Annotated in this window: 14 protein-coding genes; 6 read left to right on the top strand and 8 right to left on the bottom strand. The window is 57.4% G+C overall.

What is annotated here, in order from left to right:
• Positions 1–98 precede the first annotated feature (98 nt).
• From ACB496_RS08850 to selO, 5 genes are all read left to right on the top strand, one after another.
• Positions 99–650 (top strand): glutathione peroxidase, encoded by a 552-nt coding sequence (locus tag ACB496_RS08850; RefSeq protein ID WP_107703737.1) that lies wholly within the window; start codon positions 99–101, stop codon positions 648–650.
• On the top strand, positions 650–1,405 hold the full coding sequence (gene btuD, locus ACB496_RS08855) for a vitamin B12 ABC transporter ATP-binding protein BtuD (protein ID WP_248860055.1): 756 nt from the start codon (positions 650–652) through the stop codon (positions 1,403–1,405). The genes ACB496_RS08850 and btuD overlap by 1 nt, the downstream gene beginning before the upstream one ends.
• A 74-nt stretch (positions 1,406–1,479) precedes the next feature.
• The gene (locus ACB496_RS08860) at positions 1,480–1,944 is read left to right on the top strand and encodes a C40 family peptidase (protein WP_100780471.1); all 465 of its coding nucleotides are present in this window, start codon (positions 1,480–1,482) and stop codon (positions 1,942–1,944) included.
• A 285-nt stretch (positions 1,945–2,229) separates the two neighbouring features.
• Entirely contained in the window at positions 2,230–2,943 is a 714-nt protein-coding gene (locus ACB496_RS08865; RefSeq protein ID WP_100780470.1) for an EAL domain-containing protein, read from the top strand.
• A gap of 61 nt (positions 2,944–3,004) precedes the next feature.
• On the top strand, positions 3,005–4,447 hold the full coding sequence (selO, locus tag ACB496_RS08870) for a protein adenylyltransferase SelO (RefSeq protein WP_371975000.1): 1,443 nt from the start codon (positions 3,005–3,007) through the stop codon (positions 4,445–4,447).
• On the opposite strand, the gene ACB496_RS08875 is transcribed toward selO, so the two are convergent.
• The 8 genes from ACB496_RS08875 to ACB496_RS08910 form a co-directional block, all read right to left on the bottom strand.
• On the bottom strand, positions 4,444–5,223 hold the full coding sequence (locus tag ACB496_RS08875) for a heme ABC transporter ATP-binding protein (RefSeq protein WP_100780468.1): 780 nt from the start codon (positions 5,221–5,223) through the stop codon (positions 4,444–4,446). The genes selO and ACB496_RS08875 overlap by 4 nt on opposite strands.
• Positions 5,216–6,208, bottom strand: coding sequence for an iron ABC transporter permease (locus ACB496_RS08880; RefSeq protein ID WP_107703732.1), 993 nt, complete (start codon positions 6,206–6,208; stop codon positions 5,216–5,218). Before ACB496_RS08880 ends, ACB496_RS08875 begins: the two co-directional genes overlap by 8 nt.
• Positions 6,208–7,029, bottom strand: a complete 822-nt coding sequence (locus tag ACB496_RS08885) for a hemin ABC transporter substrate-binding protein (protein ID WP_107703731.1) — start codon at positions 7,027–7,029, stop codon at positions 6,208–6,210. Before ACB496_RS08885 ends, ACB496_RS08880 begins: the two co-directional genes overlap by 1 nt.
• Entirely contained in the window at positions 7,026–8,054 is a 1,029-nt protein-coding gene (locus ACB496_RS08890; protein ID WP_107703730.1) for a hemin-degrading factor, read from the bottom strand. The genes ACB496_RS08885 and ACB496_RS08890 overlap by 4 nt, the downstream gene beginning before the upstream one ends.
• 47 nt (positions 8,055–8,101) lie before the next feature.
• Positions 8,102–10,087 (bottom strand): TonB-dependent hemoglobin/transferrin/lactoferrin family receptor, encoded by a 1,986-nt coding sequence (locus ACB496_RS08895; protein WP_371975001.1) that lies wholly within the window; start codon positions 10,085–10,087, stop codon positions 8,102–8,104.
• 79 nt (positions 10,088–10,166) lie between these two features.
• The gene (hemP, locus tag ACB496_RS08900) at positions 10,167–10,355 is read right to left on the bottom strand and encodes a hemin uptake protein HemP (RefSeq protein WP_100780463.1); all 189 of its coding nucleotides are present in this window, start codon (positions 10,353–10,355) and stop codon (positions 10,167–10,169) included.
• 181 nt (positions 10,356–10,536) lie between these two features.
• Positions 10,537–11,583 (bottom strand): 3-deoxy-7-phosphoheptulonate synthase AroH, encoded by a 1,047-nt coding sequence (gene aroH, locus ACB496_RS08905; RefSeq protein WP_102103852.1) that lies wholly within the window; start codon positions 11,581–11,583, stop codon positions 10,537–10,539.
• A gap of 152 nt (positions 11,584–11,735) precedes the next feature.
• Complete coding sequence (locus tag ACB496_RS08910) at positions 11,736–12,569, bottom strand: pyruvate, water dikinase regulatory protein (RefSeq protein ID WP_100780461.1); 834 nt, start codon at positions 12,567–12,569, stop codon at positions 11,736–11,738.
• A gap of 335 nt (positions 12,570–12,904) precedes the next feature.
• Here ACB496_RS08910 and ppsA point away from each other — a divergent pair, with 335 nt between their 5' ends.
• Positions 12,905–15,283 carry a phosphoenolpyruvate synthase gene (gene ppsA, locus ACB496_RS08915; RefSeq protein ID WP_100780460.1) on the top strand — a complete coding sequence of 793 codons (2,379 nt, stop codon included), beginning with the start codon at positions 12,905–12,907 and terminating at the stop codon, positions 15,281–15,283.
• Position 15,284 lies beyond the last annotated feature (1 nt).

Below are 15,284 nucleotides of genomic sequence, written 5' to 3' on the forward strand. Positions count from 1 at the left end.
TGATTCACAAAAGATTAGTTGAGCTAGGCTCTTATCTGGCTACTATTAAAGGCCGGACGTTAGATCCGCCCAACCGTAAGACAATCTAAGGGGACGCTATGCAGTACGATATTTTGAATACCGAAGTCACAACCATTGATGGCGAGAACACCACGCTTGAAAGTTACAAAGGTAAGGTTCTGCTGGTGGTCAACGTCGCCTCGAAATGTGGTCTGACGCCGCAGTACGAACAGCTGGAGAACATCCAGAAAGCCTGGGAAAAAGACGGATTTGTGGTCCTCGGATTCCCCTGCAACCAGTTCCTGGGTCAGGAGCCGGGCAGCGAAGACGAGATCAAAACCTTTTGCAGCACCACTTATGGCGTGACATTCCCGATGTTCAGCAAAATCGACGTCAACGGCGAAAACCGCCATCCGCTGTATGAAAAACTGATCGCCGCAGCGCCTGCTGCCGTTGCGCCGGAAGGCAGCGGTTTCTACGAGCGGATGGCGAGCAAAGGACGCGCGCCGCTCTATCCAGACGATATCTTGTGGAACTTCGAAAAATTCCTGATTGGCCGTGATGGTCAGGTGGTGCAGCGCTTCGCACCGGATATGACGCCGGAAGATCCGATCGTCATGGAGTCCATTAAACTGGCGCTGGCGAAGTAATGACTCAGCTGATGCAGCTCGCGGGCGTCGCGGAGAAGGGAAGACTGGAACCGGTCAGCGCGGAAATCCGTGCGGGTGAGATCGTGCACCTCGTGGGGCCAAACGGTGCAGGGAAAAGCACATTGCTCGCGCGGATGGCCGGGTTGACGTCAGGCGAGGGCGATATCGTTTTACACGGACATTCTCTTCATGAATGGTCGCCTGTGTCGCTGGCGCACCGGCGCAGTTATCTGGTGCAACAGCAAACGCCGCCCTTCGCCATGCCTGTCTGGCACTATCTGGCGCTGCATCAGCATGATAAATCCTCGTCATCACTTCTGGATGACCTCACCGGGGCACTTGGGCTGACTGATAAGCTTACGCGCAACGTCAACCAGCTTTCTGGCGGGGAGTGGCAGCGCGTGCGGCTTGCGGCGGTGATTCTGCAAATCCATCCGGCGGGAAACCCGCACGGTAGTCTGCTGCTGCTGGATGAGCCGATGAGCAGTCTGGACGTCGCCCAGCAGGCGGCGCTGGATAAGCAGCTCAGCCTGCTGTCTGGCAGGGGTATTGCCGTGGTGATGAGCAGCCATGACCTGAACCATACGCTGCGTCACGCCCATCGCGTGTGGCTTTTGGCGCGCGGAAAACTGCTCGCCAGCGGCCCGCGTGACACCGTGCTCACACCGCCCAATCTGGCGACGGCATACGGGATGCCTTTCCGGCGGCTGGACATCGAAGGGCACAGAATGTTGATTTCTACCGTCCAGGAATAAGCGTTTCTTGCAAGGTTGTGTAATCACAGGCTAAATTACGGAAAGGACAAAAAAAGCAGAGGATTCGTCTGGAAATGCGATTCTGGTTTCTGATCGTGGGCATGTTATTACTTGCAGGATGCAGTAGCCATCGTGCGCCACCCCCTAATCCGCGGTTATCGGATTCAATAACCGTGATAGCCAACCTGAACGATCAGTTGCAAAACTGGCGCGGGACACCCTATCGCTATGGCGGCATGAGCCGGGGCGGGGTGGATTGCTCTGGCTTTGTGCTGATGACATTCCGCGATAAATTCGATCTGCAACTCCCGCGCGATACCCGCACGCAGGCCAAAATTGGCACTGAAATAGACAAAGACGATCTGCTTCCCGGTGACCTGGTATTCTTTAAAACGGGTTCGGGAGAAAGTGGCTTACATGTTGGCATTTATGATACCGACAACCAGTTTATTCACGCCTCGACCAGTCGCGGTGTGATGAGGTCTTCCTTAGATAATGTTTACTGGCGGAAAAACTTCTGGCAGGCGCGCCGTATATAGCCGCACTCTCTTCTTTCTTAAGCGCGATTTTGGTTAAGTCGCGCTGTTTTCTGACTCATTGCTGTTTTGATACATTACGTAACATTAATTAATTCTGTAAGTCCCTGAATTCGTGAATACTGGATATTATTTGATATCCAGGATAAGATTATTTTTAGATTGAGGGAAAAATCTTAAAATATAAAAGGAAAGAATGAAATTAACTCTATTAAAATCAATAAAGTTGAATTGTTTTAGCCGTTGCTCCAGGATGCAAGATATCGTCGTTAACGCGGGGCAGGCTCTATGATTGTCACCCTGAATAATCCTTATCAATCTGAACTGTTATTACTCCCGGCGCGCAATATCGCAGGGGAGCTACAGGGTTTAGAGATCCTGGCTAACTTTGTTAGCGTGGGGTCTGACGTCCGCATCCCTACTGAGCTGGTGAAGCCGCATCTCACTGCAGAAGACGAGTTAACGCTGTTTAAAGAGAAACTCGACCTGCTGGATTCCTGCAAACTTTTTTTTGTGCAGCATCAGCTTATTGCATGGATAAATATTACGCCGGTCATTAGTGAGTATCTTTTAACGGACAGAAATGCCGGGGCAATATTAGATCGTTATCCTTTTCTTGAGTTCACGGTTAATGAGAATTATCCCGGTTTAAATAACGGCAAAGATGATCTCATGCTGGCGAGAATGGCGATCCATTTTCCGATGGTGCTGGCCGACTACGGTGCCGGTGCCGCGTCGAATAAAGCCATTTTTGACGGGCTGTTTACCCGTGTTGCGCTGGATAAAGGGTTTATCCAGCAGCGTGTCGCGGAGTTTTCCTTCGAGCCATTTATGCGCGCGATCCTTGCACAAATCTCGCCGTACTGCCTGTCGGTGATGATCGCGGGAGTGGATGATGAAGAGGTTCTGCGACGGGTGATGCCTTTCCGTTTTAGTGCCATGCAAGGGAATTTGTGGTCCGCAGTCCCCGCGAGTCAGGTCACCACGCTCGTTCAACGATAACCCTGCCATTCGCCCGTGTTTAAGCACGGGTAAACCCTCTACACTAGAGGCAGGAGGACTTATGACCCTGTCTTTTACTGCTCACTGGCACGATGAACTGCCAGATTTCTACACCGCACTTAATCCAACGCCGCTGACCAACGCCCGGCTCATCTGGCACAACGACAGCCTTGCCAGCGCGTTAGGCATTCCGCCATCGCTATTCCAGCCCGCGACCGGCGCTGGCGTCTGGGGCGGCGAAGCGCTGCTTCCGGGCATGCAGCCTTTGGCACAGGTCTACAGCGGTCATCAGTTTGGCGTCTGGGCCGGTCAGCTCGGCGACGGTCGCGGCATTCTGCTGGGTGAACAGCAGCTTGCGAACGGCCAGACCGTCGACTGGCACCTGAAAGGGGCCGGACTGACGCCTTATTCCCGCATGGGCGACGGGCGCGCGGTGCTGCGCTCGACGATCCGTGAAAGCCTCGCCTCAGAAGCGATGCATGCGCTTGGTATCCCCACCACGCGCGCCTTATCCATCGTGACCAGCGATACGCAGATTGCCCGCGAAACCTACGAGCCGGGCGCGATGCTGATGCGCATCGCGCAAAGCCACGTCCGTTTCGGCCATTTCGAGCACTTTTACTATCGCCGCGAGCAGGAAAAAGTCCGCCAGCTGGCAGATTTTGTCATTCGTCATCACTGGCCGCACTGGCAGGATGACGCGGACAAATACATCCTGTGGTTCCGTGATGTCGTGGCGCGCACCGCGTCGCTGATGGCCTGCTGGCAAACCGTCGGCTTTGCCCATGGCGTGATGAACACCGATAACATGTCGATCCTGGGCCTGACCATGGATTACGGCCCGTACGGTTTCCTTGATGACTATCAGCCAGATTTTATCTGCAATCACTCGGACCATCAGGGGCGCTACAGCTTTGAAAATCAGCCTGCGGTAGGCCTGTGGAATCTGCAGCGCCTCGCCCAGTCTCTGTCGCCGTTTATTGATGTGGAAGCCCTGAACGATGCGCTGGATCTCTATCAGGAGGTTCTGATGCAGGAATACGGAAAGCTGATGCGCCGCAAGCTGGGGCTGACGACGCAGGAGAAGGGCGATAACGATATTCTGAATGCCCTGTTTGCGCTGATGGCCCGAGAGGGGAGCGACTACACCCGTACTTTCCGTATGCTGAGTCAGACGGAACAGCAAAGTGCCGCCTCGCCGCTGCGCGATGAGTTTATCGACAGAGCGGCTTTTGACAGCTGGCTTGTCACATACCGTGAGCGCTTGCAGCGCGAGGAAATTCAGGACGACGACCGTCAGGCGCAGATGAAAGCCGTTAATCCGGCGATGGTTCTGCGCAACTGGCTGGCGCAGCGGGCGATTGAGCAAGCAGAGCAGGGGGATTACGCAGAGCTGCACCGTCTGCACGATGCCCTACGCACGCCGTTTGCGGATCGCAGCGATGATTATGTCAGCCGCCCACCGGACTGGGGCAAGCGGCTGGAAGTGAGTTGTTCAAGCTAAGGCGCGAGAAACACCTGCGGGGCCGCATTCACCGGATGCTGGCCCACGTGCACCTGCGCCCCGTACCAGCGCGCCAGATCCCCGGCGCGTAACACGCTTTCCGGCGACCCCTGCGACACAATCTCTCCTTCGTGCAATAACACAATCCGGTCGGCCCACAGGGCGGCCAGATTGAGATCGTGCAGCACCACGCAGACGTGCAGATCGCCCTGCGCGGTTAAGGATTTCATCAGGCGCAGCAAATGCTGCTGGTGATAAAGGTCCAGCGCCGAAGTCGGTTCATCGAGAAACAGCCAGCCGCGCGGCGCGCCGTCGCACCATAACTGCGCTAGCGCGCGGGCAAGTTGCACCCGCTGCTGCTCACCGCCCGACAGAGAGGCGTAGCGCCTTCCCGCCAGCGGCAGACAGCCGGTTATCTGCATCACCTGATGGATCACTGCGCCTTCCGGCTGCGGCGTCCAGGGCGCACGTCCCATGCCGATGACCGCTTCAACCGGCCAGTCGAAGCCCAGCTGGGTCTGCTGGCGCATCACCGCGCGATGGCGGGACAGCGTCTGCGTACTCCAGGCCTCCAGCGATCTCCCGTTCAGCACGCACTCTCCCGACGCGGGTTTCAGAAAGCCGGTCAGCAGACGCAGCAGCGTCGATTTCCCTGCGCCATTAGGGCCGATCAGCGCCACCAGTTCACCCGGCTCCAGCGAGAGCGACACCTCACGAATCACGGTCTTTTCTGCTGTGCGGTAAGTCAGTGCCCGCGCGCTAAATTGTTCAGCCATGCTGTCCTCCGCGACGAAATATGAGCCACAGGAACCAGGGGGCGCCAAGGAGACTGGTCAGCAGGCCGACCGGCATCTCCGCAGGGGCGACGGCCGTCCGGGCGAGAGTGTCGGCGATCAGCAGTAAAAATGCGCCCGCCAGCACCGAACCGGGGATCACCGCGCGATGATCCGATCCCAGCCACATGCGCATCAGATGCGGAACCACCAGACCGATAAAGCCGATCACGCCGCTGACGGCGACCGCAGAGGCGACCAGCAACGCGCTACACAGCAGCAAAATACGCTGTACCACGCGGACGTCCACCCCCAGGTAGTGCGCCTCTTCGTCGCCCAGCTGCAGCAAATTCAGCGCACCCGCTAACCGCCAGATAATCAGCACCGTCGGGATCATCAGCGAGGTGACGGCCAGCAGCGTCGACCACTGCGCCGACCCCAGACTGCCCATCCCCCACAGGGACAACTGGCGGAGCTGCGCATCATTGCTGACCCACGACAACACGCCAACCGCCGCACCGCACAGGGCGTTGATGGCAATGCCTACCAGCAGCAGGCGCGAAAGGGAACTGTCACGCTGCTGGCTGAGCAGAAAAATGACCAGTGTCGCCGCCAGCGCGCCAAGGAACGCCGCCAGCATCGGGGCGTAAAGCATCAGCAGCGCTGGCAGCGTGACGGGTAATACCACCCACAGCGCCACGGCGCAGGCCGCACCGCTGCTGATACCCAGCAGACCGGGGTCGGCGAGCGGGTTACGAAACAGCCCCTGCATCACACAGCCCGCCAGCGCCAGCGATCCGCCAATCACCAGCGCCAGCAGCACGCGGGGGAGGCGAATGGTGAACCAGATCTGGCGCAGCGCGTCGTCGGAGCCGTTCCACAGCAGGGTGACCGGCAGGCGCAACGCGCCAAAACCGGTCGCCAGCAGCGTCATCAGGGCCAGCGTCAACGCCAGCCCCCACAGGGAGAGGGTGATCCGGCGAGGCATCAGGGGAGTTGCTCCGCTTTGTCGCGCAGCTGCTGAATCGCCTGTGGGGTGCGCACGCTAAACCCGAGCAGCGCCATGTCGTCAATCTGTAACACCTGCTTATTTTTGCCCGCCGGGGTTTGCGCCAGGCCTGGCAGTTTCCACAGATTGTCTTCGCCACCCATCGCGCTCACGCCGTCCTGCGAAATCACTACCAGATCCGGCTGGCTGGCAATCACACCCTCCTGCGAAAGGGGCTGATAGCGCGCAAAACCCTGCATCGCATTCTTTAACCCGGCGGCGCGGATCGCCGCATCCGCGCCGGTCTGCTGGCCCGCCGCCATGGCGGTCATCCCGCCGTGGTTGAGAATGAACAGCACCCGTTTATTGAGCGGTGACGACGGCAGCGCCGCCAGTGCCTGACGCAGGTTTTTACGCAGGGCATCTCCCTGCTCAACACGATGGGTCGCTTCAGCAATCACCCGCACCTTTTCGTCGATGACGCTGAGATCGTTACTGCCCGGCACGGTGACGACCCGGACATTGCTCTGCTCGACCTGTTTGAGCGCCAGCGACGGCTGAGCCTGCGCACTTGCCAGCACCAGCGTCGGGCGCATCGCCAGAATCCCTTCGGCGTTCAACTGACGCAGATAGCCCACGTCCGGCAGCGCAGTGGCCGGTTGCGGCCACTGGCTGGTGCTGTCGCGGGCGACGAGCGATGACTCTGCGCCCAGGGCGTAGACAATCTCCGTCACGTCACCGCCCAGCGAGACAATTTTCTCCTGCGCAGCGGCAAAAGCCGTTAGCGGCAGCGCGACAATCAGGGCAAGCAGTTTTCTCATGCGGCCAGCCCTTTTGGCGCCAGCGCGTCGATCTGCGCGCGCCACTGGGTTTGTTCCGGCTGGCCTTCGGTACGCTGGCCGTAAAGCTGGGCGATTTGCGTACCGTCTGCGGCAAACAGCTCCAGACTGGTGACGTGCCCGTCGGCGGTCGGTTTACGCGTGACCCAGGTCTCGGCGATGGTCTCCTCCAGCAGATGCAGGGTGAAGGTCGGGTTAAAGATGTTCAGCCAGCCTTTCATCGGGACCAGTTTTTGCACGACGCCGGTGAAGATCTGCACGCAGCCACGGTTACCGACAAAAATCATGATCTCGTTGCCATCCTGACGCGCAGTTTCCAGCAGTTGCCCCAGCGCGCTGTTGTCCACTTTGCAGGCCAGATCGTCACCGACCAGGCGGAACGCCTGCTGACGGCTCAGGTTATGGCGCTTCAGCAGGCTGAAGAACTGATGTACGTCGGTCATCGCCCGCCATTCGCTGTCCACCGTATTTCCGTCCACTTCAGCGGCGTGAGCCACTGCATCGGCGGCTTTCAGCGCCAGCGGCGGGTTATCGGCAAAGATAAAACGGGTCAAAACATCACCCCACGCAGAGACATCGGTGTTGTCGGTGGTGTAGACCTTCAGCAGCGCATCGCCCTGATGGTCAAAGAACTGAATGCTCTGGCGCTCGCCGCGCGCGGTGGCTTCGCTGATGTGGAACACGTAGGCCCACTGATTCAGGAACAGGCGCAGATCGAGCGCACCCGGGTTCAGCACCAGCCCGGCGTGGCCGCTGAGATGCTGATTGGTAAAGCTTCCGACCTGCTCATGTACCGCGTATTCGTTGCGGCAAATGCACTTGGTTTCGCCTACCGCTTCGAGCGCGCTGAGGATCTCACGCACTTCACCATGCAGGCGCCAGGCGTCGTGGCCCACGCGCGCGGAAGTCAGTTCGGCTTCGCTGATGCCCATCATGGCGGCGATGTCGCGTGCGTATTTGCCAGGGTTTTGTTCTTTTAGCTCAATCCAGCGTATGTAGTGATTCATTGTCTCTTCCTTCCAGATAAGCGCCCCGGCGAGCCGGGGCAAGGTGATTACCACTGATAACTGACGAAAATCTTGCCGTTGCGTCCATCCTGCGGGATGCCCTGCGGGGACCAGTACTCTTTGTCAAAGGCGTTGCCGAGCACCAGCGTGGTGGTGACGCCTTTCAACTGCTCCTGACCCTGATAGCTGACGTAGAAGTCATTCACCGCGTAGCCTGGCTGCTTGCTGTATGAGCTGCTGATGTGCGTGGAGCGATCGACGAAGGTGCCGATCCAGCCCACGGAGAAGCCGCTTTGCGCCACCGGTACGTTCAGTTTGCTGGTGACGGTATCCGGGTTAATGCTGGAGATGTATTCGCCCGTATCGGTGTCTTTCCCGCGCGTGCGGTTGTAGGCCATGTCCAGGCTGAACAGATCAGCCGAGTATTTCGCCATCACGTCCCAGCCCCAGATTTTGGCGTTGGGTACGTTATAGGACATGGTGGTGGCGGCCGCAAAGTCGACGGTGGTGGAGATGTAATCTTTTGCCTTGGTGTCGAAGTAGCTGGCTTTGAACTCCAGTTCATCGTTGGCAAGCATCAGGTCGTCAAAGCGCAGGCCAAAACCGTACTCCTGCGTTTCGTTGGTTTCCGGGCGCAGATTCGGGTTCGGCACCCAGTAGTTGGTGTAGAAGCTGCCGATGGAGAAGTGTTTGGAATCGTTATACATCTCGCCCATCGTCGGTGCGCGGAACGCCTGCGCGTAGGAGCCGAACAGCATCAGCCAGTCGGCTGGCGTCACGGTTAAGCCCGCGCGAGATGACCATTTATCGGCATCCACATCTTCGTAACCGTCGCTGCTGCCACGGTAGTTGTCATAGCGCGTACCGCCGAGGAGGGTCACCGGCAGGTCGCGCAGGGTGATTTCGTCCTGCAGCCAGCCGGAGCTGAAGTCGATTTTCGCGTCCGGGAAGCCGGTGGTAGATCCGCCTGGGTTCTGCTCCTGACGGTAATACTCCCCGCCGTAGGTCAGCAGATGCGAGGCGAAGGAGTCGGGGAACAGGCGCGTGCGGTTCTCGACTTTCCCGCCTTTGGTCGTCTGCTTGCGGAATTCAGCGGTGCGGTCGACGTTCTGGGCGTTAATGCGTGCCTCAGACCAGTACACTTTCGCGTTGGCATTCAGCCAGTCGTTCCCCTCCGGCGCGAGAGCGTATGAGAGCTGGGCGTCGCGCTGGATGGTGGAACGGTCGGTCATCGGGTTGCTGCTGTCATCCGCATCGAGGGTCTGCGGGTTTTTAGGCTCCTGCGCGGCGTTATTGTAGTAGCGCAGGGCACCCCCCAGGGTCTGGGCGCTGTCGATTTTCCAGCTGCCTTTCGCCAGCATGTTGTTGATAGATTCGTCGTTAGGCGCGGTGGACCCGTCGCTCTGACGTAAATCCCCGCGATCGCGGCTGGACCAGGCCACCAGGCCATCCAGCGTATCGGTACGACCAAACGCGCTGGCACCCATGCCAATGCTGTGATCGCCCGTGGCACCGGTGCCGAAGACGCGGAAACCGCTGTTTTTACCGTTTTCGAGCAGATCTTTGGCATCGACGGTGTCATAGGAGATCACGCCGCCCATTGCGCCGCTGCCGTAGAGCAGGGCCGACGGGCCGCGTACCACTTCGATGCGTTTGATCAGCGCAGGATCGAGGAAGGTGCTGTTCAGGTGGCCGGTGTCAGTCCCCTGACGCACGCCATCCACCAGCACCAGCACGCCACGGCGATCGTATCCGCGCAGGTTCACGTCCTGACCGTTGGTGCGCCCTGTGCCGTCGAGCGTAATGCCTGGGACATTGCGCAGCAGGTCGGCGGCAGAGCTGGCAGTCTGTTTATCAGGGGAGGTCGCGTCGATCACGCTGACCATCATTGGCGCTTCAAAGGTGCTACGGGCGTTACCCGTGGCGGTGACGGTCATCTCTTCTGAGGCGGCAAACGCAGCGCCCGGCAGGGCACTGACAACGGCCAGCGCCAGCAGCGAGGGGCGCAAAGACGCGGAATGCAGGTATGGCATAGCAACTCTCCATTTGGAAATCGAAAGCGCTGGCTGCCTGGGGATCACCTGGGTGGCTGGCGAATAGTTTGGGTATTGTTTATTTAGTGAGAATCAGTTTTCCGGCATGTGTCTGGCGCAGCAGGTAGTGCTGGCCGTCATGCTCAATAATGACCCGTCCCTCGTCGCCCAGCAGAGTCTTGCTGTCGATACGACGTTCCAGGGGAGCAGGTTTTGGCTGTGTGTCTTCTTGTACGCGCGTTGCCGTGCTGTTAGTAATGCGTGACATAGTGTTTATAAATAACAATCAATGTAACAATGATAATCATTATCAACAAAGTGAAATTTCACGGCAAGCGTTTTTGTGAAAATTTTGTGACGAGATCAATTCTTGCGGATTGAGGACGTTATGCAGAGACGAGGAGAGGCCGGGTAAGCAGAGCGCCACCCGGCACAATGGGGCAGGGAGATCAGAACCGGGTATCGACCGCTGCCGCCAGTTTTTCCAGCAGCAACGCGCTATCTTCCCAGCTCAGACACGGATCGGTAATCGACTGGCCGTAAACGATCGGCTGACCGGCCACCACCTTCTGCGTGCCTTCTTTCAGGAAGCTCTCGGCCATAATCCCGGCCACTGCGGTGGACCCGCTGCGGATCTGCTGGCAAATCTCATCGCACACGTCCAGCTGGCGACGATGCTGTTTCTGACAGTTGCCGTGGCTGAAATCCACCACCAGATGCTCGGGCAGATCAAACTCGTGCAGCGTATCGCACGCCGCCGCGATATCTTCCGCGTGGTAGTTCGGTTTTTTACCGCCGCGCATGATGATATGGCCGTACGGGTTGCCGCTGGTCTGGTAGATCGTCATCTGGCCGTTTTTATCCGGCGAGAGGAACATATGGCTGGCGCGCGAGGCGCGAATGGCGTCTACCGCGATGTGCGTATTGCCATCGGTGCCATTCTTAAAGCCCACCGGGCAGGAGAGCGCCGAGGCCATCTCGCGGTGGATCTGGCTCTCCGTGGTGCGAGCCCCGATGGCCCCCCAACTGATGAGATCGGCGATAAACTGCCCGGTCACCATATCCAGAAACTCGGTCGCGGTCGGCACGCCCAGCTCGTTGACCTGCAAAAGCAGTTTACGCGCCAGCTCGATACCGTGGTTCACACGGTAGCTGCCGTTCAGATCAGGATCGGAGATCAGACCTTTCCAGCCCACCACGGTGCGCGGCTTTTCAAAATAGGTGCGCATCACGATTTCAAGGCGATCCTGGTGCTTATCGCGCAGCACTTTCAGGCGCTGAGCGTACTCCATCGCCGCATCAAGATCGTGAATGGAGCAGGGACCAATAATCACCAGTAAACGGCGGTCTTCACCGTTGAGGATTTTTTCAATGCGTCGACGTGACGCTGTCACGTGTTCCGCCACGCTTGCGGAGACAGGATGGCGCTGGGCCAGTTCGGCGGGCGTCACCAGACTTTCGATACGCGCTGTGCGAAGTTCGTCAGTTTTGTTCATGGAAGTTCTCAGAATTTTTTGCTTCATCGGCAGACTACCGGGAAGTGATGGGCATCACCTTAAACCAATCCCTGCTGAATTCAAGTTCGAGGCCACTCTGCCCCGAAGCGTGAACGCGATGATAACTGAAAATAAACCATCGTACTAGCATATTAGTACATGCGGCGGTTTAACCCCATGATGTCGAGGATTTTCGTGGCGATCTCTTCCACCGAATAGTTGGTGCTGTTCAGCCATGGGATCTGGTTTTTGCGGTACAACGCTTCCACTTCGGAGACCTCCATGCGGCACTGACGCATCGAGGCGTAACGGCTGTTTTCGCGGCGCTCCTCGCGAATGGCGGCCAGACGCTCGGGATTTATCGTCAAACCGAACAGCTTATGTTGCAGCGGTTTCAGGGCGGCTGGCAGCACGAGGTTGTCCATATCATCGGCGATAAACGGGTAGTTCGCGGCGCGAATACCAAACTGGAGCGCCAGATAGAGGCTGGTCGGGGTTTTGCCGCAGCGCGACACGCCGAGCAAAATCACCTGCGCCTGATCGAGATTGCGCATCGAAATTCCGTCGTCGTGGGCGAGGGTGTAATCGATGGCGGCGATACGCGCGTCATACTTCACCAGGTTTCCAGGGTTCAGGCCGTGGGTGCGATGGGCAACGGGTGTCGGATCGAGTTTTAGCTCGCTTTGCAGCGGAGCGACCAGCGCCTGCACGATGTCCTGACAGAAACCTTCGCTTTGCAAAATAATGGTGCGAATTTCGGGGATAACGATGGAATAGAAGACTAACGGACGAATACCGGTCTGCTGATAAATCGCATCGATCTGCTCTTTCACCGCTTTTGCGCGGCTCTCGTTTTCGACAAACGGCAGCGTGATGCTGTTAATCGCAACGGGGAATTGCGACATCACCGCATGCCCCAGCACTTCGGCGGTGATCGCCGTACCATCAGAAATATAAAAAACGTGGCGATCCACAGCATTATCCATTTTATCCACCCTGAATATCGTACGTAATTGTCTGAAAGCATAAATTAAAAAAGTAAAATACACAGCAAAGAACTTGTCTGATTTATAAATGAAACGGTGTTTTTGATTTTACTGAAAAGTGGATTTCATTTTTAAATTAGTCACTTTGTTTTAAGGGTTTTAGCACGAATCTATAGGAATCATCGGGTTAGCGAATGATGGGAAAGTGTCCGAAAAACAGAAAAATAAAAGTGCTTACACGATTCACCGTTTTTTTGCCGGGAATAAATATGCCAGTATAAATACGAAGTCAGGCGTTACTTACTCCGTTTAAATATCACAAAAGGATTGTTTCGATGTCCAACAATGGCTCGTCACCGCTGGTGCTTTGGTATAACCAACTCGGCATGAATGATGTAGACAGAGTTGGAGGCAAAAATGCCTCCCTGGGTGAAATGATTACAAATCTGTCGGGTATGGGTGTTTCCGTACCGAACGGGTTTGCCACAACTGCCGACGCGTTTAACTATTTTTTAGACCAGAGCGGTGTTAACCAGCGCATTTACGACCTGCTGGACCAAACGGATATTGATGACGTGACCGCGCTTGCCAAAGCCGGTGCGCAGATCCGCCAGTGGATTATCGACACACCTTTCCAGCCGGAGCTGGAAAAAGCGATTCACGATGCTTATAACCAACTCTCTGCTGACGACGCGCAGGCCTCATTCGCCGTGCGTTCCTCTGCCACCGCAGAAGATATGCCGGACGCCTCTTTTGCCGGTCAGCAGGAAACCTTCCTGAACGTTCAGGGCTACGATGCGGTGCTGGTGGCGGTGAAGCATGTCTTTGCTTCCCTGTTCAACGACCGCGCGATCTCCTATCGCGTGCATCAGGGCTATGACCACCGTGGCGTCGCGCTCTCTGCGGGCGTGCAGCGCATGGTGCGCTCCGACATCGGCTCCTCCGGCGTGATGTTCTCCATCGATACGGAATCTGGCTTCGATCAGGTGGTGTTTATCACCTCCGCCTGGGGTCTGGGTGAGATGGTGGTGCAGGGCGCGGTTAACCCTGACGAATTCTACGTCCACAAACCGACGCTGGCGGCTAACCGTCCGTCGATTGTGCGCCGCACCATGGGCTCTAAAAAAATCCGCATGATTTACGCCCCGAGCCAGGAACACGGCAAACAGGTGGAAATCGAGGACGTGCCGCAGGAGCAGCGCGACCGCTTCTCCCTGACCGATGCGGAAGTCCAGGAGCTGGCGAAACAGGCCGTTCAGATTGAAAAACACTACGCACGTCCGATGGATATCGAATGGGCGAAAGACGGCCACACCGGCAAACTGTTTATCGTGCAGGCGCGTCCGGAAACTGTACGTTCTCGCGGCCAGGTGATGGAACGTTACACGCTGCATGCTCAGGGCAAAATTGTCGCCGAAGGGCGTGCGATTGGTCACCGCATCGGTGCCGGCCCGGTTAAAGTGATCCACGATATCAGCGAGATGAACCGTATTCAGCCGGGTGACGTGCTGGTAACAGACATGACCGACCCGGACTGGGAACCGATCATGAAGAAAGCGGCGGCGATTGTGACCAACCGTGGTGGCCGTACCTGCCACGCGGCGATTATCGCCCGCGAGCTGGGCATTCCGGCGGTGGTCGGCTGCGGTGATGCCACCGAACGCATGAAAGACGATGAGAAAGTCACCGTCTCCTGTGCTGAAGGCGACACCGGCTACGTTTATGCCGATATTCTCGACTTCAGCGTGAAAAGCTCCAGCGTCGATACCATGCCGGATCTGCCGCTGAAAATCATGATGAACGTCGGCAACCCGGATCGTGCATTCGATTTCGCCTGTCTGCCGAACGAAGGCGTCGGCCTGGCGCGTCTGGAATTTATTATTAACCGCATGATCGGCGTGCACCCGCGCGCACTGCTGGAGTTTGACGACCAGACGCCTCAGCTGCAAAACGAAATCCGCGAAATGATGAAGGGCTACGACTCACCGAAAGAGTTCTACGTCGGACGTCTTACGGAAGGGATTGCCACCCTGGGGGCGGCATTCTATCCGAAGCGGGTGATCGTGCGTCTGTCGGACTTCAAGTCCAACGAATACGCCAACCTGGTGGGCGGCGAGCGGTACGAACCGGAAGAAGAGAACCCTATGCTCGGCTTCCGTGGCGCGGGTCGCTACGTGGCGGACAGCTTCCGCGACTGCTTCGCCCTTGAATGTGACGCGGTGAAACGCGTGCGCAACGAAATGGGTCTGACTAACGTCGAAATCATGATCCCGTTCGTGCGTACCGTGGATCAGGCGAAAGCGGTAGTCGAAGAGCTGGCGCGTCAGGGTCTGAAGCGCGGCGAGAACGGGCTGAAGATCATTATGATGTGCGAAATCCCGTCCAACGCCCTGCTGGCAGAGCAGTTCCTGGAACACTTCGACGGCTTCTCTATCGGCTCTAACGATATGACGCAGCTGACGCTGGGTCTGGACCGCGACTCCGGCGTGGTGTCTGAACTGTTCGATGAACGTAACGAAGCGGTGAAAGCGCTGCTGTCGATGTCCATCCGCGCCGCGAAGAAACAGGGTAAATACGTTGGGATTTGTGGTCAGGGTCCATCGGACCACGAAGACTTTGCCGCATGGCTGATGGAAGAGGGGATCGATAGCCTGTCCCTGAACCCAGACACCGTGGTGCAAACCTGGCTGAGCCTGGCTGAACTGAATAAGTAGT

This window comes from Lelliottia nimipressuralis (assembly GCF_041464075.1).
Taxonomy (GTDB): Bacteria; Pseudomonadota; Gammaproteobacteria; order Enterobacterales; family Enterobacteriaceae; genus Enterobacter; species Enterobacter nimipressuralis.

Excerpts from the sequence above, each read along its gene's own strand:
- btuD (WP_248860055.1), top strand. The coding sequence starts at position 650 with ATGACTCAGCTGATGCAGCTCGCGGGCGTCGCGGAGAAGGGAAGACTG.
- ACB496_RS08875 (WP_100780468.1), bottom strand. The coding sequence starts at position 5,223 with ATGGCTGAACAATTTAGCGCGCGGGCACTGACTTACCGCACAGCAGAA.
- ACB496_RS08880 (WP_107703732.1), bottom strand. The coding sequence starts at position 6,208 with ATGCCTCGCCGGATCACCCTCTCCCTGTGGGGGCTGGCGTTGACGCTG.
- hemP (WP_100780463.1), bottom strand. The coding sequence starts at position 10,355 with ATGTCACGCATTACTAACAGCACGGCAACGCGCGTACAAGAAGACACA.
- ACB496_RS08885 (WP_107703731.1), bottom strand. The coding sequence starts at position 7,029 with ATGAGAAAACTGCTTGCCCTGATTGTCGCGCTGCCGCTAACGGCTTTT.
- ACB496_RS08910 (WP_100780461.1), bottom strand. The coding sequence starts at position 12,569 with ATGGATAATGCTGTGGATCGCCACGTTTTTTATATTTCTGATGGTACG.
- ACB496_RS08850 (WP_107703737.1), top strand. The coding sequence starts at position 99 with ATGCAGTACGATATTTTGAATACCGAAGTCACAACCATTGATGGCGAG.
- ACB496_RS08860 (WP_100780471.1), top strand. The coding sequence starts at position 1,480 with ATGCGATTCTGGTTTCTGATCGTGGGCATGTTATTACTTGCAGGATGC.
- ACB496_RS08890 (WP_107703730.1), bottom strand. The coding sequence starts at position 8,054 with ATGAATCACTACATACGCTGGATTGAGCTAAAAGAACAAAACCCTGGC.
- ppsA (WP_100780460.1), top strand. The coding sequence starts at position 12,905 with ATGTCCAACAATGGCTCGTCACCGCTGGTGCTTTGGTATAACCAACTC.
- selO (WP_371975000.1), top strand. The coding sequence starts at position 3,005 with ATGACCCTGTCTTTTACTGCTCACTGGCACGATGAACTGCCAGATTTC.
- ACB496_RS08895 (WP_371975001.1), bottom strand. The coding sequence starts at position 10,087 with ATGCCATACCTGCATTCCGCGTCTTTGCGCCCCTCGCTGCTGGCGCTG.
- aroH (WP_102103852.1), bottom strand. The coding sequence starts at position 11,583 with ATGAACAAAACTGACGAACTTCGCACAGCGCGTATCGAAAGTCTGGTG.
- ACB496_RS08865 (WP_100780470.1), top strand. The coding sequence starts at position 2,230 with ATGATTGTCACCCTGAATAATCCTTATCAATCTGAACTGTTATTACTC.